General features: G+C 47.9%; 15 protein-coding genes and 1 pseudogene. 4 read left to right on the top strand and 12 right to left on the bottom strand.

Translation table 11 applies throughout. From position 1 onward, the window contains the following. Window positions 1-3: 3 nt before the first annotated feature. Window positions 4-1,245, bottom strand: coding sequence for an MFS transporter (locus DWW10_RS21555; protein ID WP_022393412.1), 1,242 nt, complete (start codon window positions 1,243-1,245; stop codon window positions 4-6). A 764-nt stretch (window positions 1,246-2,009) separates the two neighbouring features. Here DWW10_RS21555 and DWW10_RS21545 point away from each other — a divergent pair. Next, a complete protein-coding gene (locus DWW10_RS21545; RefSeq protein WP_022393414.1) occupies window positions 2,010-2,321 on the top strand; it encodes a HigA family addiction module antitoxin in 312 nt (103 codons plus the stop codon). Between the two features lie 56 nt (window positions 2,322-2,377). On the opposite strand, the gene DWW10_RS21540 is transcribed toward DWW10_RS21545, so the two are convergent. The 3 genes from DWW10_RS21540 to DWW10_RS21530 form a co-directional block, all read right to left on the bottom strand. Continuing rightward, entirely contained in the window at window positions 2,378-2,671 is a 294-nt protein-coding gene (locus DWW10_RS21540; RefSeq protein ID WP_022393415.1) for a hypothetical protein, read from the bottom strand. Between the two features lie 329 nt (window positions 2,672-3,000). Continuing rightward, window positions 3,001-3,375 (bottom strand): DUF4469 domain-containing protein, encoded by a 375-nt coding sequence (locus DWW10_RS21535; protein WP_022392014.1) that lies wholly within the window; start codon window positions 3,373-3,375, stop codon window positions 3,001-3,003. A 160-nt stretch (window positions 3,376-3,535) separates the two neighbouring features. Further along, on the bottom strand, window positions 3,536-4,921 hold the full coding sequence (locus tag DWW10_RS21530) for a hypothetical protein (RefSeq protein WP_182021509.1): 1,386 nt from the start codon (window positions 4,919-4,921) through the stop codon (window positions 3,536-3,538). A gap of 39 nt (window positions 4,922-4,960) precedes the next feature. On the opposite strand from DWW10_RS21530, the gene DWW10_RS26145 reads away from it, so the two are divergent. Continuing rightward, window positions 4,961-5,332, top strand: coding sequence for a hypothetical protein (locus DWW10_RS26145; protein ID WP_182021507.1), 372 nt, complete (start codon window positions 4,961-4,963; stop codon window positions 5,330-5,332). Window positions 5,333-5,681: 349 nt separating this feature from the next. Here the strand turns inward: DWW10_RS26145 and DWW10_RS21525 are convergent, their stop codons facing one another. The 6 genes from DWW10_RS21525 to DWW10_RS21500 form a co-directional block, all read right to left on the bottom strand. Then, the gene (locus tag DWW10_RS21525; RefSeq protein WP_022392012.1) at window positions 5,682-8,564 is read right to left on the bottom strand and encodes a hypothetical protein; all 2,883 of its coding nucleotides are present in this window, start codon (window positions 8,562-8,564) and stop codon (window positions 5,682-5,684) included. A 144-nt stretch (window positions 8,565-8,708) separates the two neighbouring features. Beyond that, window positions 8,709-11,888 carry an Lcl C-terminal domain-containing protein gene (locus tag DWW10_RS21520; protein WP_022392011.1) on the bottom strand — a complete coding sequence of 1,060 codons (3,180 nt, stop codon included), beginning with the start codon at window positions 11,886-11,888 and terminating at the stop codon, window positions 8,709-8,711. A gap of 54 nt (window positions 11,889-11,942) precedes the next feature. Next, window positions 11,943-12,944, bottom strand: a complete 1,002-nt coding sequence (locus tag DWW10_RS21515) for a FimB/Mfa2 family fimbrial subunit (protein ID WP_022392010.1) — start codon at window positions 12,942-12,944, stop codon at window positions 11,943-11,945. Beyond that, complete coding sequence (locus DWW10_RS21510; protein ID WP_022392009.1) at window positions 12,945-14,597, bottom strand: DUF3868 domain-containing protein; 1,653 nt, start codon at window positions 14,595-14,597, stop codon at window positions 12,945-12,947. It lies immediately after the preceding gene. 18 nt (window positions 14,598-14,615) lie between these two features. After that, entirely contained in the window at window positions 14,616-15,173 is a 558-nt protein-coding gene (locus DWW10_RS21505) for a DUF3575 domain-containing protein (RefSeq protein ID WP_022392008.1), read from the bottom strand. Window positions 15,174-15,534: 361 nt separating this feature from the next. Continuing rightward, on the bottom strand, window positions 15,535-16,518 hold the full coding sequence (locus DWW10_RS21500; RefSeq protein ID WP_409012383.1) for a tyrosine-type recombinase/integrase: 984 nt from the start codon (window positions 16,516-16,518) through the stop codon (window positions 15,535-15,537). Between the two features lie 468 nt (window positions 16,519-16,986). Between DWW10_RS21500 and gad the strand changes: the two genes are divergently transcribed. Together gad and glsA are read left to right on the top strand one after the other, a co-directional pair. Next, complete coding sequence (gene gad, locus DWW10_RS21495) at window positions 16,987-18,423, top strand: glutamate decarboxylase (RefSeq protein WP_022392006.1); 1,437 nt, start codon at window positions 16,987-16,989, stop codon at window positions 18,421-18,423. A 140-nt stretch (window positions 18,424-18,563) separates the two neighbouring features. Further along, entirely contained in the window at window positions 18,564-19,529 is a 966-nt protein-coding gene (glsA, locus tag DWW10_RS21490; protein ID WP_022392005.1) for a glutaminase A, read from the top strand. Window positions 19,530-19,603: 74 nt separating this feature from the next. Here glsA and DWW10_RS21485 read toward each other — a convergent pair whose 3' ends face one another. Further along, window positions 19,604-19,927, bottom strand: coding sequence for a HigA family addiction module antitoxin (locus DWW10_RS21485; RefSeq protein ID WP_022392004.1), 324 nt, complete (start codon window positions 19,925-19,927; stop codon window positions 19,604-19,606). Window positions 19,928-19,934: 7 nt separating this feature from the next. Next, window positions 19,935-20,248, bottom strand: a pseudogene (locus DWW10_RS26515) (type II toxin-antitoxin system RelE/ParE family toxin). Window positions 20,249-20,366: the final 118 nt, after the last annotated feature.

Below are 20,366 nucleotides of genomic sequence, written 5' to 3'. Positions count from 1 at the left end.
GACTTACAGTTTATCTCCGAACAGAAAATCTTTCTTCCTCCTATACGCCCATATCAATGCAAGTATCGTAATACAAAGGTTAAAGATAAATGGAAACTCCTGCGAACGTACATGAAACAATGATTGGAAGAAATCTACGATAAACGGGCAAAGCAGCACGGCCAGGTAATTCATTGCCATCACAAAAGCCAGTGCCAGCGTGGTTTTCTGGGGAACAGCCGTATCCACCGTTTTATCATAGATCAACGGTTGGATAACCCCATAGCCCAATCCCACCAATATGCAACCAGGTATAATCAGCCATTCCTTGGGAGAAATCCATATCAGTGCCAACCCCAGTGCAATACAGAGCAGGCTGTAAAACTTCGTCTTTTCCTTCAGATACTTTACAACATGCCCCAGAAAGAAACCGGGGGCCATGATAGCAAGGAAGAAGAGGGAAATCATCATCCCCGAGTTCCCGCTGGAAAAGTGATGTTCCTCCATCAGGAACGGAAGGTTGAACGTCACAATCAATACGATATAAGTGGTAAGCCCATAGAAAAGCATCAGTTGCAGCAGATGACGGACATGAATACCATACTTGCCGGGGATAGCGGGAACAGTCGTTTCTACCGATGAAGAAGTATCGGCAGGAGATTTATCCGATGACGTGACTTGCGTTTCACCACCCATATTTTCGTCTTTCAGATGGATGGTGAGTATGATGGCTACCAAAGGTAGTAAATAGACCAGGAAAGGCAGATGCCAATTCACTTCTGCCAGATAGCCGGTAACAGCAGTTGCCACCACCAGCGTAACATTTGTAATGGCGGAACTGTATCCAAATTGCTTCACCCGGTAGGTTCCCGTGAAATAACGGGAAATCAATCCGGTAGAAAGCGGAATAATCAGTCCCGCACCAATTCCCAGCAGGGCGCTGACAGCTATTAATTGCCACATTTTTGTGGAAAACAGGTACAGCACCCCGCTCGCGGCGAACATCCAGAGCCCCGCGCGTAACAGACGGACAAAGTCGCGTTTCTCAGCCAACTTGCCCGCCAACAAAATAAAAGGTATGATCAATAACGACGGCAAAGAACTAAGCATCTGAATATCCAGTTCCGAAGCATCCGGAAAAGTAGTGGAAAGCTGTCCCAGAATAGGAGAAACAGCCAGTCCCGGCAAAGAGGTCAATGCAGAGATAGACCAAATGCCGATCAATGTAATAAGAGGAATGGTTCCCCGCCCGGTATTGATTTTCATATATACATATACATTTATAGGGTTTGAAATAGTGCAAGAGAAACAATTATGGCTATAGAAAGTTCAGAAAAGGAAGAAAGGATAACAGTATTTTGAATTAACATTTTTTACGAACATTTTCCGGCCACCGATTCGGCCACCTTTTCTTTCTGCCATTCAGCAGGTTACGAGAAAAAGCGGCCACCCATCCGGCCACTAAACGTACATAACATAAGTAAATTAGAAGATAGTGATATACTGAAGTATATCTGCGGAAAACGGATGATACATCTATCCCGAATGAATGATGCGTATGCCCCAAACGGATGATGCGTTTGCACTAAACGGATGATGCATTTGCACTGAACAGACGATACGTTTTTCGTAAACGTATTCAATCATTTTTTCTTTTGGATTCACAATCATATTGTTTATATATTTACACGTGTTATCAAGAGATTCCATTTCTATCAAATCTCAATCATACCGCAAATATACGCCCATTTATGTGCATTACGATGGTAAGTATTTACGCGAAAATAAATACAAACATTTAGAAGTAAAATAGTTACAAATGTATTGATGAATAAAAAAATGCGGATAATATTACAAAGGTTCGCGATTGGCGGAAAAACAGAAGTCAGAAACGAGAAACTTTCTAAAAAAGTCCTCAAATTTTGTGGATTCCGAAAAGATTGCATTACCTTTGTTCGTGTTTATAAGCAGAACATGGAAATTCAATTTATATTATCGAATTGTCTAATCATTATAAATAAGCATCCAATATGGTAACCGTAAAATTTGGATATACTCCAACCCATCCTGGAGAAGTACTAAAGGATGAGATTGAATATCGGAAGATTTCGCAACGTGCACTGGCACGGCAAATGGGTATTTCATACAAAGTCCTCAACGACATATTGAATGGACGGCGTTCGCTGACTACCGCCACAGCCATGATGTTCGAGGCAGCACTAAATGTCCCTGCTGACTCACTTATGCGCCTGCAACTGAAGTACAATCTCCAGTTGGCAAGCAATGACCAGACGTTTATGGAACGTTTGAATAAAATACGCCAATACGCAGCCCTGCTATAAGATGGCATACGGCGGATAACATATCCGCCGGAACACAGGAATAAAATACACACCTATCACCCCGCCTTATGCACAAACAGCAAATCCTCAACCATCAGGTTGAAGTCTGCTTCACTGATGCAGCCTTCGTGAAAATAGAAGTAATGGGTGAGCAAACGGCGCACCTGGCGCACGCGGCAGTCGGCAGTATAGCCTTTCCACTCACCTACCCTCTTGCTATCCAACGCCTGACGGATGACGGCTACATACGGAGTAATCAACCTACGCACATCATCACCCGGATGCACCTGAATCTTCTCACCGGGCATAATGATGGTGACTTCCGGATGGTCGGCGCGAACCACGCGCATGGCCTCCGTCCAGCGTACACCATCTGCGATTACGTCACGAGTTGTCTTTTTTTTGATGCTTCTGTGGCATCCAGTGCCTGAAAGGCACGTCTTCTTTTTCTGTTCATTGCTTAAAAAATTGATTATTTAAGTTTCGCAAGTGCTCAACTTATTAGTTGACAAGGTTTCAGTTGACAAGGGAACAAGAGAGATAGTCTCTAAAACCATTCTCACCTATCGTATTCTCATGAAAAGCCTGAATTTATTGCCTTGTTCACTTGTCAACTGAAAACTTGTCAACTGCGAAAGTTGAGCTTGCGAAACTTGAGTTGATTATTATTAAATACGAATCAATACTTGATTCCTATATCGGGAACATTCCACAACACTGATAAGACTTGCAGCAATGTGCTTCCATCTTCTTGCAATATCTTGAATGCCGGTACATATCCACCCGGCTCCAGCTCCGGCAGGGCCAGTATGACTTTATTACATGAGTATTTATAGATATGCCCGACCTCTATGACCCGCCTTGCGTCTGTTGCGGAAACAAGGCATAGCCGCACTGTATCCCGGGCATACATATCCAACCTGCTGCCGGACACTATGATGGGAGCCCAAGGGGTTATGGTACCGTCGTGCTTGCCACTCAAAAGATCGTATACCTCAGTGATAACAGGAACACTGTCGGATAGGCGTGATAATTCTGCACCGAGTATTGTCATTTTTATTCTGATTAATTAGTGATTTAAGTTTCGCATATAGCCTGAAATTACACAATAGAGCAGGCTGAAAGCCTAATATTATACAGCGTAGGGCAACGCCCTACGCTATAAAATGAAAGCCTTTCAGGCTACATGCGAAACTCGAATTAGTTACAAGAAGTTATGGTGCCGGTGCCGGCGTCGCCTCCTTCAGCACCACCTTCACCGTAGTGGCCACCGTAGAAGCCTTTGAAGTGAACGTAACGGTTGCCTCTGCCGGCAAAGTCTGCGCATCCCCCAAAGTCAGCGTATAGTCTCCTGCGGCAGTATCCACGTTTTCACTCACCGTCAACCACGTAATGCCACCATCAACCACGGCCGTACTTCCGGTAGTAATACTCGGCGGTTCTGCACCGTCCGAACGGCTTTCCGAAACCACATGCAGTTTGATAGTCTTTCCTGCGGTATTCTCTATCGTAGCCGTCAGCGTTTGGGCATCAAAGGTGCCGGTGTTTCCTTCTTCCTTTACCAACGTCACTTCAGGCCCCTTAGTGGCGAACACTTTAATATCCTTGCGCATCCCACTTGCCGGGTTCGTCAGCCGGATAATGACGGGAAGCAATTTAGAGACATCCGCCAGTTTTGCGTCCACAGTAGTCACCGTATATTTCGTGTTCTGCGAGGTCGCACGGGTGACAGGGGCGGAAGCCAGTTCAAGCCACTCCTCGGAACCGTCCTGAAACACCAGTTCGGATTTCAGCGTAGCGTTGGAACCCATCACGAAAGCAAACTCACTGGCCGCCTCAGGCATCAGAGTCACCTGCCCCTTGTCCGTCACATAAGCTCCCACGGCACCCGTCTCCAGCGTCAGCGGCGTGTTGCGGTCGAAGTCATTATCAGGCGTATAGTCGTCCAGTTCCACATCTTCTTCCCAGTCCGTCACTTTCAGGTTCACTTCCAGGCGCAGCGGGTCCGCCTTGGTGATTTCGATGGTATAGCGGTGGTTGTAGTTCACCTCGATGTAAGTGCCCACCCCGTTCACCATCTGCTTGAACGGAATCTTATACATTACCGGTTTGGACTCCGACATATTGATGTCATACATTCCTTTCAGAATCAGGTAACCTCCGTCGTCCTTAAGGCTGGGCCAGGTGTAGAAGGCGCCTTGGGTGATATTAAGTTTCGGCTCGGCATCCGTAGGCTTATGCTGCATATCGGGCTTTACCTTGCGCTCGGGATATGTAATCAGATCACCATTCGTTTCGTCTTTTGTTTTCAGCGGTTCGATGGGAAAGAAACGGCTGGCACTTCGTCCGTTGCTCATGGAGATACCCTCAACGGTGAAACGGGATTCCTCGGCAACATTCACGATGTCGAAGCGGGCCACCATACGCGAGAGGCGGAAGCCGATCTGGGCACGGGTGGCGCTGCTGAAATCAGTCAGGTCCAGAGGCGTAGTGTAGGCACCCGTCATAGGGAGCGGACTGACGAAGATATCATTTTCCGTTGCACCCTCAGGGTTGATGAGTTGGGTTTGCAGCTTCAGGAAGTTTGTTTCGGTGGGCACGCCGGGGGTCACCGTATTGGCGGACTGACCGGGGGCGGTTTGCACCAGAGACGAGAAGTAATCGTAAGGCTGCAAAGTGCCTGCGGCATCTACACCGTAAAGTTGGGTGCGGTTGGCGATGCAATAGAACTTCACGAACAAGCCTTTGGTAAGTTTCAGCAAGCCGGTGGTGGTGTTGGCTTCCGCACCCGGATTGAGGTCGAAGCTGAAAGACTTGATACCGGTGAGGTGCGTCAGACTGGCATCGTCGCGGTAGTAGTGCAGTTCCTGAAAGGTATAAGGGCCATCCTCGGTGAGGGAGCCGAACACGTAGACATCAAGGGTTTTGATGAAGTTTTCATCTTCCGTGGCAATGGCGTCTCCCGCACGACTGGCGGGGACGGAGGTTTTCAGCGTCAGATTGTTCTTTAGTATAAGCTGCACTTCCGTACGGGAGTTGTCATTGTCCGGTTCGTCGGGACCGGCGGGCGCTTCGGTAAGCGACTCGTTGGTACAGGAGACGAACAGGGTGCTGGCGGCAAGCAGGAAGCCTGCGGCGAGCAAAAGGGATTTGTTTTTTATATTCATTGTATTTTTTTATGAGTCAATATCAATTGGTATATAAATGATAATTCGTAAACCTGTTATAAAGATTAGGCGCGGATTACACGGATTACGCGGATTAAAGGCTGCGCTATTACATCGATTCATCAAAAAATCCGTGTAATCCGCGTAATCCGCGCCTAAAATTATCATTTAATCAAAGCAATCTCAAGGAGTATCAAGGTTTATTCTTATTTCTAAGAATCACCGTCTTATCTCCCCCACCAGTCACAGCATTGGTAAACACGAGCGTAATGTCATCCGTTTTAGAGCCATCAGACAATTCGAGCGTATACACCGCCGCCGTTCCGGCAGCAACCGTATCGCCTCCGGCATTATCGGCATTCACTTTCAGGAACTGATCTGCCATTGCCGTCGTAAAGCCAACATTCGCACCGCCCGGAGCAGTTACGGTAAAGACGAAAGGTGTAGTGCTTATATTGTCCACATCTACTGTATAGACAATACTTCCACCCTCAGTGCTTTCCGCTACATTTCCCGATGCACCATCCGTCAATGCCACCGTGATAGACGGATCTTTCCAAGTGATCGTCAGTGTAGCCGTACGGGTTCCATCTCCGCTATTCTTGGCAGTCACCACAGTAGTCGCACCACTCAATTGACTGGCATCAGATACCTTAACAGTATACTCATCTGTAGCCCCCATCTTTTCAATAGTCAATCCGGCAGCCGTCTCAAACGCAGCCGCTTCGCCACAAGTCATCTTTACAGTGATCTGACTGTCCGCTACTTTATACATCGTGATAGTGGCAGCCGCAGCATCCGAAAAGTCTTTATCCAGCCCTTTATTGAATGTACTCCAACTTGCTTCAGTAGTACCCGCACTGAGTCTGGGTTTACCGGCTTCCTTATGTAATTTCACATCCAATCCCGGAGCATTGATATCCTTACCTGTTTCCGTCAACCCATTCACAAAGTTCAACGTCACGTCGCCTGTACCCGTGATAGAAGTGGCTTTGGCGATGGTGTACGTAGCAAACTTATCCGTGTCGTTCCACTCTGCCGTTTCTGTGATTTTCACCCACGGGCAAGCCAGACTGGCAATCGATACTCCGGCCGGAGCATTGATCTTGAAGTCGCAAGTACCTTCTCCCAAAGCGTCAAGGTCGATTTTCAACGTACTACTTGCTTCATCCCACGTAGCCGCATTATTGGCGTCAGTAGATTTTTCAAACGTCATCTTCGGCTCGGCAACAGTCAGCGTCAGTGTCGTTTCTTTACCGGTATCACCTGCATTCTGGAAGACAATAGTACCATTAGCAGCAGCACTCTCATCGCTTACCGATACCTTATACGTATGTACAAAACCATTCACGGCAATCTCTTCCGCCTTGTATCCGGCAGTCGTAGTACCTACGGTGATACCCTCCACGCAGGTCACATCAAACAGCACATAACTGTTTTTCAGTTTGAAGATAGTTGCGGCAGGTGCTTTGACATCATCCACGTTTACCGTATTTCCCTTGGAGCCTGTTCCCGTTGTAGCAGCCGCAAACACGGGCACATTCTTCTGACCATAGAAGTTGACCGTTGTCCACAAGGCGGGATCATAAGAAGCGGCTTCGTTGATGAAGTGTACGGCTACGGGAGATACGCCTACAGCATCCGCATAAGAGATATCAAATTTAGTGTACCACACGCCGTCCCGTTCTTCAAAGGCAGGTTCGCTTATCACCAGCCAGCTCTGCGGGGTAACTTCGCTATCTGCTTCCGCACGGGTAGTGGTCTGCACCGCATCCTTTTCAGCACGTACCTTTCCGGTGGCACCTATCTCGATGGTGAAAGAACCTGTGCCGTCAGTTCCCGTCACTTCATAGTTGTAGGGGGAAGCGTCCGTATTCAGCGCAGTCAGTTCCGTGGGCGCATTGGCACCGGTGAAGGCTTCTGCTGCTACAAAGACAGGAGAATCATTGCTGGGCTTTACTATGATTCCGCCGCCACTGGTCCAATCCACTACCTCGAAGGTACCCATGATATTGGAACTGGTGACATCGCTGATTCTCAACTTATAGCGATTGTTGGCAAGCAGTTTGATGAACTCCGCTTTTGGTGCTCCATCGGGAGTGCGGGCCACGTCCACATGATATTCTACAGGTTCCTGTTTGCCGGTGGCAGGGCTTTTGTAGGTGCCCTTTATCACGAGATAGGACTGATCCGTAGCAAGATTGGGATAGACGTAGAAGGCACTGGCAGTCTCACCCGTGTTTGCACCGGGAATCTGGTCGAAGTCCACATTGGCGTATTGGGCAAGCAGGGGATCGGTAGTCAAATCCCCGGCATCCACCGGGGTGAGGGTTGCTCCCCATAGCGATGCGCTCTTACGGCCCTGCACCATGTAGATATCCTGAATGGTGAGGTTCGTCTTTGCCTTGTCGTTCACGATGTCGAAGCGGGACATCACGCGCTTCAGGCTGATGTCTACCTTAGACACGCCGCTGATTTTGGTGATGCCTTCACCGGTCATCAGCAGTGGGGTTTCGACCAGGGTACCATCGGCATTGGCTTCCGTAAAGGCAGCTTTGAAATCAGCTTCGGTAGTGCCGGCGGCAGCGATGGTTCCATCGGCATTGGTCGATACTTTCGTCAGCGGGCTCAGAATTTGCCCCCCTGCCTCGTTATAGAACTCCGGAGCCGCGCCGTTGTTTGCCACGCAAAGCAACTTTATCCAGGGGAGCCCTTTGAGTTCATTGGGATAGAGGATGCCTTTCTTGGAAGTACCGGCATCCTGAATCTTGAAGTTGGTGGTGCCGGGATTTGCAGGATCATAATCCGTACCCTCGGTCCATGTTTCGAGGTAATAGAAGGGGCCCGTTTGGGCAGCAGCGGCAAAGAGATAGATGTGTAACTGCTCTATCTTGTTCTCACTCTCGGAGGCGATGGCACGGGTATATTCCTGGCTCTCTCCGGTTCCGCTAAAAGCGATCTGAATCTCGGCACGGCCATCGGTAGGATGGGTGCCGGGTTCATCAAAGTCGCTGTTGGAGCAACTCGCTGCAAAGCCCGCAAAGGCTAACAGCGCGATTAAACTTTTTACGTTCATTGATTTTTAAAGTTTTTAATTGAACAATATGTTTGGTTTCTAAGATTAATGGATACGCGGACGACGCGGATGAAACGGACGAACGCGGATTTTATAAGGCTGAAAGCCTCTGTTCAAGCGGATTTGCAATCCGCCGGACGAAGTTTACTTTTTAGATACACAACGCACTGCATACGTACGGGATTTTGGAATGTATCCTACAAACATAAAACTAGATTCAACATCCAAAAAATTAGCAGTAGTTTCATTATAAGCTTCCGATGTCCATGTACAGCCACTAAAGATTCCATTGCTCAAAATATATTCATAAACTGCATTAGAGGCATGCCCAAAACCCGTTACCCCTCCTAATATAGCACGCAGATCTGCTGCAGTAGGTGTACGCCAATTAGCACCACTTTTATACCTACAATAAAAATCATTAGCAACACTAGAATCCCATACCGTATTAACCGCATTCACAGGGGCAATGTAATATCCATTATAATCCCATACAGCCTGTCCTTCATAAGTAATACTTCCACTGACTGTAACACTTAATTGGACAGTTTTTGTATCATCCATTTTATTACAAAATACAATAGCACCACTCCCTGTTCTCTGTGCATTTATAGTATAAGTATTGTTCGAATTAGAATAGCTTATTTGGTCCGAACAACTTTTAACCTTATACCCATACCCATCAGTTGGTGGAGTTACCGTTACAGTAGTACTGGAGCCACTATTATTCTTTATAGCAGTTAGAGATTTTGTATATGCACTCAGTGTCGGTGCAACAAATTCTTTTATAGTCACACTGTATGCCTGTGTTTTACTCGGGTCTACACGACTGGCAAGCGTCAGCGTTACATTACTTTTCACACTATTAGCAATAAGTTTATAGGTAGTAACATCACCACTTGTTGATACTGTCGATACTGATACCGCAGCGTCACTACTCGTCAATGTACTGCCACCCCAGTATGTAGCATTCAACTGCATATAAGATGTACCGCTGCCCAGTTTATATAAGGTTATATATGTATTATTAAAGCTATCTGCAGTCGATGTACTGCTACTCTTTACCAATAAATAAGTCCCTACATTCGGACTAATCGTAAACTTCCGGTCTGCTCCGCCAATCTTATTCTTCAGTGTCACGGTCACATCTTTAGCACCTGCAAGTTTATCGCTCGCCAATTGAAACTTAACATTTTGCTGTTTCGATCCCACAGAAGTATCAGTGGTGGTTACCGTAGATGTCAGCCACTCAGTATTTCCGCCAAAATCGAACATGACCTCTACTCCATCCATCGAGACGGCAGGAACCAAACAAGTATTACCATTCGCCACACTCATGGTGATTTTACCCGGAGTATCTCCCGAAGGTTCAGTATAACTATTATTGCTTCCTCCAAGTGCGGCGAAATTAAGCGTCATGGGGGCATCTTTCAATGTTATGGTAATGGGCACCTTCAGAGTCGAGGTGTTTTTAGAATTGGCAAATACTACGGTATTGTCAGTTGTCTCCGCCACTGAAGCGCGTGTGCCTGCCGCAGTGGTACTCGGAAGAACAACATCACGATCATTCAGCGTCAAAGTATACGTGTATTTCGTACCGTTTTTCACCGGCTCCGATACATCCATCCAACTCGGTTTACCCACCAGCACCATTTCATCGGGACACACAAATGATACATCCGCACTACTGCCCGTGATGCGATAGAGCGTTACTGTAGCGTTTCCAGCATCGAATGAATTCGGATTTTCACTCTCACCGTTGGGAGCTTTAGCAGGTTGCGTTGTAGTCAGCGGCTGAGGAACGGAAACGGCATCTACATAAAGTATATTTTCCATACCGGAAAGCACATCGTATACGCGTACCGTGGCACGGGGAAAAAGTTTACTGTAACCGTCCGTCACTTTAAATGTATAGCTACTACCCGAAGCCAAGCCTGTAGGCGCATTTTTGGTACAAGTCAGCCAATTATTACTCTGTGCGGAAGGACCACCGGCATACACAATCTTGATGCCCGGAGAAGCGGAACCTACCGTCATATCGAAAGAACTTCCAGAGTCGAGAGACATACTTACGGTATATACTTTGCGGTCAGGATCTAAAGTAGCCGTTGACCGGCCTTGAAAGGCATCAGGAATAGTAACCGTAATTTCTCCCGGATCGTTGTCCGGTTCATAATCGTCGATACTGCCGTCGTCCGTCCAGTCCGCCACTCTCAGGGTAAATTCCAGTCTCAGGTCATCAGCTTCAGTGATGCCAATGGTATAGCGGTGATTATTGTTGATGTCCAGATAGGTTTCCTGTCCATCGACGCCTTGCCGGCGGAAAGGAATCCGGTAGGACACTTCTTTGGTTTCGGTTTCATTCACCTTGTAGCGGCCTTTCAGCAGAAGCGCTCCCCCATCCTCCTGCAAGCTGGGATAGCAGTAGAAAGCTCCCGTCTGAGTACCAATATTAGCATTGTCACCTGTGAAAGGTTTGTCGGCAGTGGTCATCAGGTCGGCATCTGCGGCAGGATATGCTCCGCAAGCAACTATCGGAAAGTAACCTGCTGCGCGACGGGCATTCAGCATGGAGATGGACTCGATAGTGAAACGGGATTCATCCGCTTTGTTCACCACATCGAAGCGGGCGGCAAGGCGGGTGAGCTTGAAGTTTACCTGCTGGCGGGTGCTGATGGAAGCATCTGTCAAATCCAGCGGCAAAGTCTGTGCCCCTGCCATTGCCAGAGGTACGTTCAGCACATCGGTATCCAGCAAACGGGTGTGATATTGGATAAAATCCGCTTCGGTAGGGCTGCCCGCCCTCTCCATCGTGCTGCTTCCGGCGGTAAAGGTGATGGGCGTGAAGTCGTCGGCTACTACTTCATTACCATCCGCTTTCACCGGTTGCGTGTCGTTGGCAATGCAATAGAACTTCACGAACAGTCCGCGGTGCAGGCTGAGCAATCCGGTGGTGACGTTGTCCGTAGCTCCGGCGTTCAGCACCAGTTCTTTGGCATCTGCAGGAAGGTCGTCGCTGTTTTCACGATAGGCGAACCGCTCCTGGAAAGTATAAGTTCCGTCTTCGGTAGGGGAGCCGAAGACGTAGACATCCAGCGTGGAGATAGCGTTCTCCCCGGCGGTGGCAATGGTGCGCGTATCCGTCTTGTGCAATACTAACTTGTTGTTGATGTTCAACAAGATTTCCTGTCTTGCGGGGTCTTTCCCGTCAGGAATCTCACTCTCACCCTCCAGCTGCGTCTCGCCGGAACAGGAGTGTAGCAGCAGGCCACCTAAAAGCAGGAAACCATGCATGCAGTGAATCATTGTTTTTTTTCGTGTCATAAGCTCACTTCATTAATAATTGATTATGATATTGTTTCTTTTCAAATCCGTCTTTTATCCAATTCCTCCACCCTCTTCCCAGTCGGCAGCCGAAGCCTGTGTCACCACTACCCGGTTGTCATCGTACACCGTCACTTCGAGGTCGAAATTCTGCTCCATATTGGTGTCCATATCCATGGGCAGCTTACGGAAAAACAGGTAGAGGTCGAGGTCCCGTACCAATTGTTCACCATTACACCAAAGGCTCCACAGCTCGTGCGTACCTGCTGTATAGCGAAACGTGACCAGCTCGCCGATCACCTCGTTCTCATAGTTCAGCGAAGCGCGTGCTTCGTGGTATGTCACCGTGCGGTCCGGGCGGGGCAGCACACAACTGCCATCACCCGAAGGTACCGTCACCTCCTGTCCGCCGGAGAAGCCGTAGACCGACGGAATGCCTTTCAAGCGCATCCGGTAAACACCGTCTGCCGGAAGCCGGACTCGCTCCGTGGTCTGCCAACGCACAGTAATCGTGAGCGAGGCGTAAGCCTGGCAGAGGTAAATCCGCCGTCGCTCCGTCATGCCGTCCTTCAGCGTGAAGGTGCCCGTACCGTAGTACAGCCGGGAAGTGTTACCCCGATACCCCGGAGGAACGCCTTCGCTGACTGCGCTCAGCGTCATTGCTTCAAGCATATCTCCGGTCTCGCCTTCTGCTTCTGCTCCTCCTCCACCGCTTTCCACCTTTTCCGGCGGCGGGTCGGCATCGCTCAAATTCCCCCAGAGCACCACTGTATAAGTGCCATCCGGCAACGTACCTTTCCAACCGCTCACTTCATCACCCGTCAGGACAGAGGTCGATACCAACCGCCCCTCCCCGTCGAAGATAAACTGCGTCAGCCGGGAGACGTAGCGGGGAAGCATGTTCTCGACTCCACTACCGGCATACCAGTATTCCAGACGCACATCGTAGGGACAGGGCGAAGGTTCATCACCAAAGCTGCAGGCGCCAAACAGCAACGGCAGCAGCAGCCCCCACAAAAGCAGACAAGGGCGAATGGGATGGAAGCCTCGCCGCATCTATCGCTCTCCTCTTTTATCTTGCAGCTTCCGGTCGTTTGCCACCGGAATGCCCTGTAAACGTTGCAGGTTCTGCCGCGCCTTCCGAGGCTCGATGCCTACCGCTTTGCGGAACCATTTTTCTGCTTCACCGGCATTGCCTTCCATCAGTGCCAGCACGCCCAGATTATTCCAGGAACGGGGATCAGACTCAACCCGTTGCAGGTAAGCACGGGCGGACTTCGTATCTCCTGTCAGCATCACTGCGGAAGAGGCGTTGATATTGGCCACCACATCTTCGGGAAAACGATAGGCGGCTATTTCGTATACTTCACGATATTGCTCCGTACCGGGACGGTAGTAGCGGGCGGCAGCATACATCTCCGACAGGCTGAGCCATTCGGGGTGTGTATATATCAGTTGGTAGGCTTCACCCACACTCACGGCACGGATGTTCCAACGCACACTTACTTCGAGACGGCGTAAGCGGGGGAAGAAATGGCGCAGCATGTCCCGGTAAGGGGCGCCGCCCCGGAGCTCCATCAGTTGCTTTTCGCGACCGTTGAAAATGCCGACATTCCGGATAATGGAAAGGGCGGCATCGGCATAGGGAGGCTGCTCCGACTGTAAAAGCACAGAGAGGCCTTCCCAGTCTTCTGCCACGCAAGTGGTCTCGATGCGCGAACGCGGAATACCGCAGGTGCTATATATATAGGAGGCAAAGAACCGTGCACGCGAGCCGGCAAGGCGCTCGTTGTCGATATAGGTTCCGTCCGGTGATGCGTAACCGCAGACGCGGACATACTCCAGGCTGGAATAGTTGCCTGCAGAAAGCGGAGACAGCAAGCTGTCGAGTTTCTGCAGCTCGGCGCGGTTGTTATGATAGTCGGGCGACACATTGTCACTGCCCAAAGGATAATCAATATGGAACACTTCCTTTTCGTCCAGCTTCTTGGCAGACTCCACCGTAGGTTCAAGGAAGGAAAGCATGGAGACATAAAGCTCGACATCGCGGGCGGAATAAGTTACGAAAGGAGTGACTAGCTGAACCCCGGCAGACTGCACAGGGAGCGGTTGCTGTACTGAAATTGATTGTTGTGCAGAAACAGGCTGTTGTGTAGCAACAGGTTGCCGCACAGGTTCAGGCCGCTGTACGACCACCCGCTCGGAAAACAACCGCCCGCTGATGGTGTCTACACCCAGCAATTGAAGGTCGCAGCAATCTTTCACTTCCTGGCGGAGAAGCAATGCGGCATCTCCCATCCATACAGAATAGGGCACGCCTACATGGTAAGAGACGGGGCGCGGTGCAGAGTGACGTTTGCAGAGTTGAATAAGGTAAGGTTTGGCACGGTGCACCCTGCTGTCATCACCCAGCGCCCATTCGCGACGATCGAAGCGATAGCGGCGGCGTCCGCTCACCAATACAGGTGGAAGTTCGACACGACCTCCACGGCTGTTTGCCAATATGGGGGTGAAGTGCAGGCAGGTGCGGCTATTGAGTCGTATGGACGACAAATCCATCTTCAAGCTGAGGAACAGGCTGTCGCCCGTCACCTGAGCGTCCGTAAGGCTTACACGGGCTTCCTGCCCCCAAACATGCAGGGTGCTAAAGAAGAGTAACAGTACGAGGCACTGATACCTCACGTGGAAGGTATATATCGCGTTCATCATGGCTGTGAAGTTGTTTTTTTAACGTAAGAAATAGATGAGTGAAATTCCGGCGCGGGTAGGACCGAAATAAGTACGTTTAAACTGCCCTACCCGTTCGCCGCAGTCGCGGCAGAGGTATTTGTCGTATGAGAGTTGGGCATAGCCGCCTCCCACGGTCACTTCCATGCCCCAACGGTCGCCCATGGCCCAATGGTAACCGTAACTGATGCCACCACCGTAAAGGTTGCCGCGGTAGACATACTCTTTCATACAAGGGATGAAATCAATCTGCCCGATATTGAAATGGGCATAGTGTCCGTGCAGGCCGATGAAATGACCTTCGAAACGACGACAGAACCAGTAACGGATTTCAGGCTGGGCAAAAGCAAGGTTGAGTTTCATATCATTGGAAAATTCCCAGGCATTATAACCACCGTCCAGAACAAGAGTGAAATTACGCCCTAACGAGAATTCAACCCCGGCATTGGGAGTGGTGGTTCCCCAAAACAGCAGGTTGGTGCGCAGTGTGGTACGCTGGGCCTGCAATCCTGAACAAGAGGATGCCAACAACCAAAGAAGGAGAAGAATGCGTTTCATAAGCGTAAAATAGTAGCGTTATCATATTACGGCCCACTGGGGACGTTACTTACCAAGTAACGGCAAACGCACAGCCTCTGCACAGGGAAAAAGAGTTTTTCCACAGAGTTTTTTATGAAGAAAGTACAGGTGACAAAGAAAAGAAGTCAATAAAAGAGTGCTCCATGTTTGAAAAGGCAAAAATGGATAAAGGTTTTGCGTGTTTTTAGTAGAGAAGAACAAACGCAAGATTGTGTTTTGTGTGTATTTTATGTACTTTTTGTTGCTTATTAAATATTTATTTGTGTTTTTTAGAAAAATATCAGATTTATATTTGGATTAATAAAAGAAAAATATAAACTTTGCAAACAGAAACTTGCCGTTACTTGGTAAGTAATTCTACCGTAACATCATGTTTTATAAGAAATAAAGCATCCGACACTCCTCCCCTCCTGTTTTTTTTCACAGTAGAAATTAGCTTACGGTTTGCCTTATCCACTTTCTCATTTTCAAAAGGTTTCAGATAAGTTTCCGTCACACGTATCGAAGAGTGCCCCAGTGCCTGGCAAATGATTCCGATGGGCATTCCTATATGATAGGCCAATGTAGCCCATGTATGCCTTGCGGTATATGAGCTGATTTTGATGCCGGGTAATAATCGTTTAGCCAATACTCTCAACATTTTATTAAAATTCCGCAGAGCTTTCTGATAGCATTCATACAAGGCTTCATCTCCTTCCGGTGCAGCATTCAATATCGGGAAGAGGTAGAGGGAAGTTTCATCTTTGTCCTTAAACTCTTTCAGTAAGGGCAATGCTTCCCGGGGGATACGCAACGTAATCTGTTTGCCCGTCTTGTGGCGGCGATACGCTATTTTGCCATCTTTCACGTCCCGCTTGCGCAAATGTGCAAGGTCGATGAACGGCATTCCACGAAACAGGAACATCAGCAGGAAATAGGCCTGCACGCGTTGCAACTCCTCAGAGAGCACGTCAAGGTCTGCGTGCATCAATCTGCCCATCTGTTCTTCCGTCAGTGCCCGTTTGATTTGTGACTTCACCTTGGTATACACATCATCAAAGAGCCTCGGGTTGTGCTCCGGTGTGCCGGGTGGAGACAGCCGGTTGTACACAGCCTGCAAGGTGCGCATATAGGTAGAAATAGTATTCCAGCTCAGCCGCCTTTGCAACAGCCAATCCTCATACTCTTTCAGCCGCCCGGGAGTAAATACTTCATTCATCGGCATGGCGTCGCCGGAAAATGCCGCAAAGGAATGCAGTGTACTGGTATATGTATGCACCGCCGGGTGCTTCCTGTCATCCTTCAACTCTTCAATAACCTCTGCCATATACAGCGACAGATTCATCCTCCCTTCATCTTTCTCAATCCTTTCTGTATCTTTCTTAATCTTTTCTGTAACTTTCTTAATTCTTTCTGTATTCATAACTCTTATCTTTAAAGTTGTACACTACAAAATAAGTCCTGAGAACAGGATTCAAAGGCGTAATGTTTATGAATACAAAGTAAAGAAACCCGTTGGCGGAATTAATTTCTTTCTGTAGGGTTATGAACAAAGTGTGATAAAGTGGTAGAGTGATAAAGTGATAGCGGGATAACGCTCTGTGATATATAGCGCAGCCACTTTATCACCCTACCACCTTATCACTCTTTTATACCTAATCGGATACCTCTCCGCTAAATTATCATTTACCTTCCCTTTAATAAACGCCAAAATATGTAAAACGTCGGAACTTTCCTCTGCAAACACCGTTGTTGTGGGAAATTCGACGGGGAAAATCCTCGCCACCTAAACCTAAACTAAAATATTAGTAAAATGGAAGATGTAAATTTCAGAAAAGGTGATGCCAAAACAGAAGTGTTTGGATCAAACAGAATGTTGCAACCCTCTCCGGTAGAGAAGATCCCTGATGGACCTACCACTCCCGAGATCGCTTATCAGATGGTAAAAGACGAAACTTTCGCTCAAACTCAACCCCGTCTGAACCTGGCCACTTTCGTTACCACTTATATGGACGATTACGCCACCAAGCTGATGAACGAGGCGATCAACATTAACTACATTGACGAAACGGAATATCCCCGTATCGCCGTGATGAACGGAAAATGTATCAACATCGTAGCAAACCTGTGGAACTCTCCGGAAAAGGATACTTGGAAAACAGGTGCGCTGGCCATTGGTTCAAGTGAAGCGTGTATGTTGGGCGGCGTGGCAGCATGGTTGCGTTGGCGTAAAAAACGCCAGGCTCAAGGCAAACCTTTCGATAAACCTAATTTCGTTATCTCAACCGGTTTCCAGGTAGTATGGGAAAAGTTCGCACAGTTGTGGCAGATTGAAATGCGTGAAGTGCCTTTGACCCTTGACAAGACTACTCTTGATCCGGAAGAAGCATTAAAGATGTGTGATGAAAACACCATTTGTATCGTACCTATCCAGGGTGTGACATGGACCGGACTGAACGATGACGTAGAAGCACTGGACAAAGCTCTCGATGCTTACAACGCCAAGACCGGTTACGATATTCCTATCCATGTAGATGCTGCCAGTGGTGGTTTTATCCTGCCGTTCCTCTATCCTGAAACGAAATGGGACTTCCGCTTGAAGTGGGTTCTTTCTATCAGTGTCAGCGGACATAAATTCGGTCTCGTTTATCCGGGTCTGGGTTGGGTTTGCTGGAAAGGCAAAGAATATCTGCCCGAAGAAATGTCATTCAGCGTAAACTATCTGGGTGCAAACATTACTCAGGTGGGATTGAACTTCTCCCGTCCTGCTGCTCAAATCCTGGGTCAGTACTACCAATTCATTCGCTTAGGATTCCAGGGATACAAAGAGGTGCAGTATAACTCACTGACCATCGCGAAGTATATCCATGATGAAATCGCTAAGATGGAACCGTTCGTCAACTATTCAGAAGAAGTGGTGAACCCGTTGTTCATCTGGTACATGAAACCGGAGTATGCCAAGAATGCTAAATGGACGTTGTACGACCTTCAGGATAAACTGTCGCAACATGGTTGGATGGTACCGGCTTATACCCTGCCTTCTAAACTGGACGACTACGTCGTAATGCGTGTGGTAGTACGCCAGGGCTTCAGCCGCGACATGGCAGACATGTTGCTGGGCGACATCAAGAATGCTATCACTGAACTGGAGAAATTGGATTATCCTACTCCTACCCGCATGGCTCAGGACAAGAACCTGCCGGTAGAAGCGAAAGTGTTCAATCACGGTTGCCGCAGTCATAAGAAATAATTAAGTCGACAAGGAGACGAGGGAACAAGGAGACAAGGGGCTGCGCTATAAAGGTAGCGCGTACAGCTTATGCGGTACAAAGCTTACATAGCGCAATCCCTCGTTCCCTTGTTAACTTGTCAACTCCAAAAAGAAAAACTATGGATAAAAAGATTTCAATCTCTCAACTAAAAGAGGTTGCCCAGGAAGCCTATGAACAGGTGAAGGGTAACACCGGGGGAAAAAATGCCGATTACATCCCCTACCTTGCCAACATCGACAAGAATCTGTTCGGCATCAGCATCTGTCTGATGAACGGACAAACCATTAATATAGGTGACACTGACTACCGTTTCGGTATAGAATCTGTTTCCAAAGTACATACAGCCATCCTTATCCTCCGTCAATACGGAGCACAGAAGGTGCTGGATATGATTGGTGCAGACGCTACAGGATTACCTTTCAACTCAATCATCGCCATCTTGCTGGAGAATGACCACCCTTCTACCCCATTGGTAAATGCAGGTGCCATCTCAGCATGTTCCATGGTTGAACCTGTGGGTGATTCGGATAAGAAATGGGAAGCTATTGTTCAGAATATTACTGATTTGTGCGGTTCAGCTCCACAATTGATTGATGAGCTGTATAAATCGGAAACGGCCACGAACTTCAATAACCGCTCTATTGCATGGTTACTGAAGAACTACAACCGTATCTACGATAATCCGGATATGGCACTCGACCTGTACACTCGTCAGTGCTCATTGGGTATCACTGCCGGACAACTGGCAATTGCTGCCGGAACCATCGCCAACAGTGGTGTAAACCCTGTCACCAAGAAAGAAGTGTTTGAAGCTTCATTAGCTCCGAAGATTACTTCCATGATTTCTACCGTAGGTTTCTACGAACATTCAGGTGACTGGATGTACACTGCCGGCATACCTGCCAAGAGCGGTGTAGGTGGTGGAGTTATGTCTGTACTGCCCGGTGTATTCGGCGCAGCTGCATTTGCACCTCCTTTGGACGAAGCAGGGAATTCTGTTAAATCACAACTCGCCATCAAGTATATCATGAACAAATTGGGTTTGGGCGTGTTCAATGGTGACCGTGTGACTATTATAGAATAAGACAATCTCTCTTTTTCATAAATAAAAGGCGTCGTCAGTCCGGAGAGGATAGGCGGCGCCTGTACTTTTAAAAGCTACAAAAATGAAGCGCACAACTTACGTACCTCATTCCAGCGTTCTTGTGTGCGCTGATCGGCACGCGCCATCTGCATATTGTAACGGGTCTGCATATTGAGCAACATCTCAGGGTCAAGTCCCAAAGCCGCTTCAAATAGCAAAGCAAGTTCCGTATTAACCGGACGCTTGCCGTTCAGTACCTCATTCAGCTGTGAATACGAAATTCCCATTTGGCGAGCCAAGGCACGCTGCGAAATTTTCCGATATTCAATTTCGTCTTTTAATATCTCACCAGGATGCGTGGGGCAAAACGGGGTGAGTTTATTTGCAAGCATAGTCATACCTTACTTATTTATAATGATTGGACAATTCTATAACATTACATACACTTATGATAATTTCAGCATCTGCTACAACTCTGACTGTAAATTCTATGCGATATTTTGAAGTAACCCGTATAGAAGAAAGGCCTTCCTTATCTCCTATTAAGGTTTCATAATTCAAAGAATTGTGTTTATACAAAGACTCAACACTATTCGATGCAATCAGCGTATCAATACATCTTTTATACCTCTATCTGGCTGAAAGCGATGTTTCTTATCACTACATTTACCGGAGACATAAAGTTCTTTAAGATATTCTTTATCAAATGTAACTAACATAAGCGGTCGTTTGTTCGTTACAAAGATAAAGATTTTAATTCAGATGTTCACTAAATAGTGAACAATCTTTCAGGCTTCTTTTCACAACTTCTCATCTTAGCTACATAATCCGGATAAT

It is taken from the genome of Bacteroides intestinalis (assembly GCF_003464595.1).
Classification (GTDB): Bacteria; Bacteroidota; Bacteroidia; order Bacteroidales; family Bacteroidaceae; genus Bacteroides; species Bacteroides intestinalis_A.
This window is presented reverse-complemented; position numbering and strand designations above follow the sequence as displayed.

Excerpts from the sequence above, each read along its gene's own strand:
- DWW10_RS21555 (WP_022393412.1), bottom strand. The coding sequence starts at position 1,245 with ATGAAAATCAATACCGGGCGGGGAACCATTCCTCTTATTACATTGATC.
- DWW10_RS21545 (WP_022393414.1), top strand. The coding sequence starts at position 2,010 with ATGGTAACCGTAAAATTTGGATATACTCCAACCCATCCTGGAGAAGTA.
- DWW10_RS21540 (WP_022393415.1), bottom strand. The coding sequence starts at position 2,671 with ATGCGCGTGGTTCGCGCCGACCATCCGGAAGTCACCATCATTATGCCC.
- DWW10_RS21535 (WP_022392014.1), bottom strand. The coding sequence starts at position 3,375 with ATGACAATACTCGGTGCAGAATTATCACGCCTATCCGACAGTGTTCCT.
- DWW10_RS21525 (WP_022392012.1), bottom strand. The coding sequence starts at position 8,564 with ATGAACGTAAAAAGTTTAATCGCGCTGTTAGCCTTTGCGGGCTTTGCA.
- DWW10_RS21520 (WP_022392011.1), bottom strand. The coding sequence starts at position 11,888 with ATGACACGAAAAAAAACAATGATTCACTGCATGCATGGTTTCCTGCTT.
- DWW10_RS21515 (WP_022392010.1), bottom strand. The coding sequence starts at position 12,944 with ATGCGGCGAGGCTTCCATCCCATTCGCCCTTGTCTGCTTTTGTGGGGG.
- DWW10_RS21510 (WP_022392009.1), bottom strand. The coding sequence starts at position 14,597 with ATGATGAACGCGATATATACCTTCCACGTGAGGTATCAGTGCCTCGTA.
- DWW10_RS21505 (WP_022392008.1), bottom strand. The coding sequence starts at position 15,173 with ATGAAACGCATTCTTCTCCTTCTTTGGTTGTTGGCATCCTCTTGTTCA.
- DWW10_RS21500 (WP_409012383.1), bottom strand. The coding sequence starts at position 16,518 with ATGAATCTGTCGCTGTATATGGCAGAGGTTATTGAAGAGTTGAAGGAT.
- gad (WP_022392006.1), top strand. The coding sequence starts at position 16,987 with ATGGAAGATGTAAATTTCAGAAAAGGTGATGCCAAAACAGAAGTGTTT.
- glsA (WP_022392005.1), top strand. The coding sequence starts at position 18,564 with ATGGATAAAAAGATTTCAATCTCTCAACTAAAAGAGGTTGCCCAGGAA.
- DWW10_RS21485 (WP_022392004.1), bottom strand. The coding sequence starts at position 19,927 with ATGACTATGCTTGCAAATAAACTCACCCCGTTTTGCCCCACGCATCCT.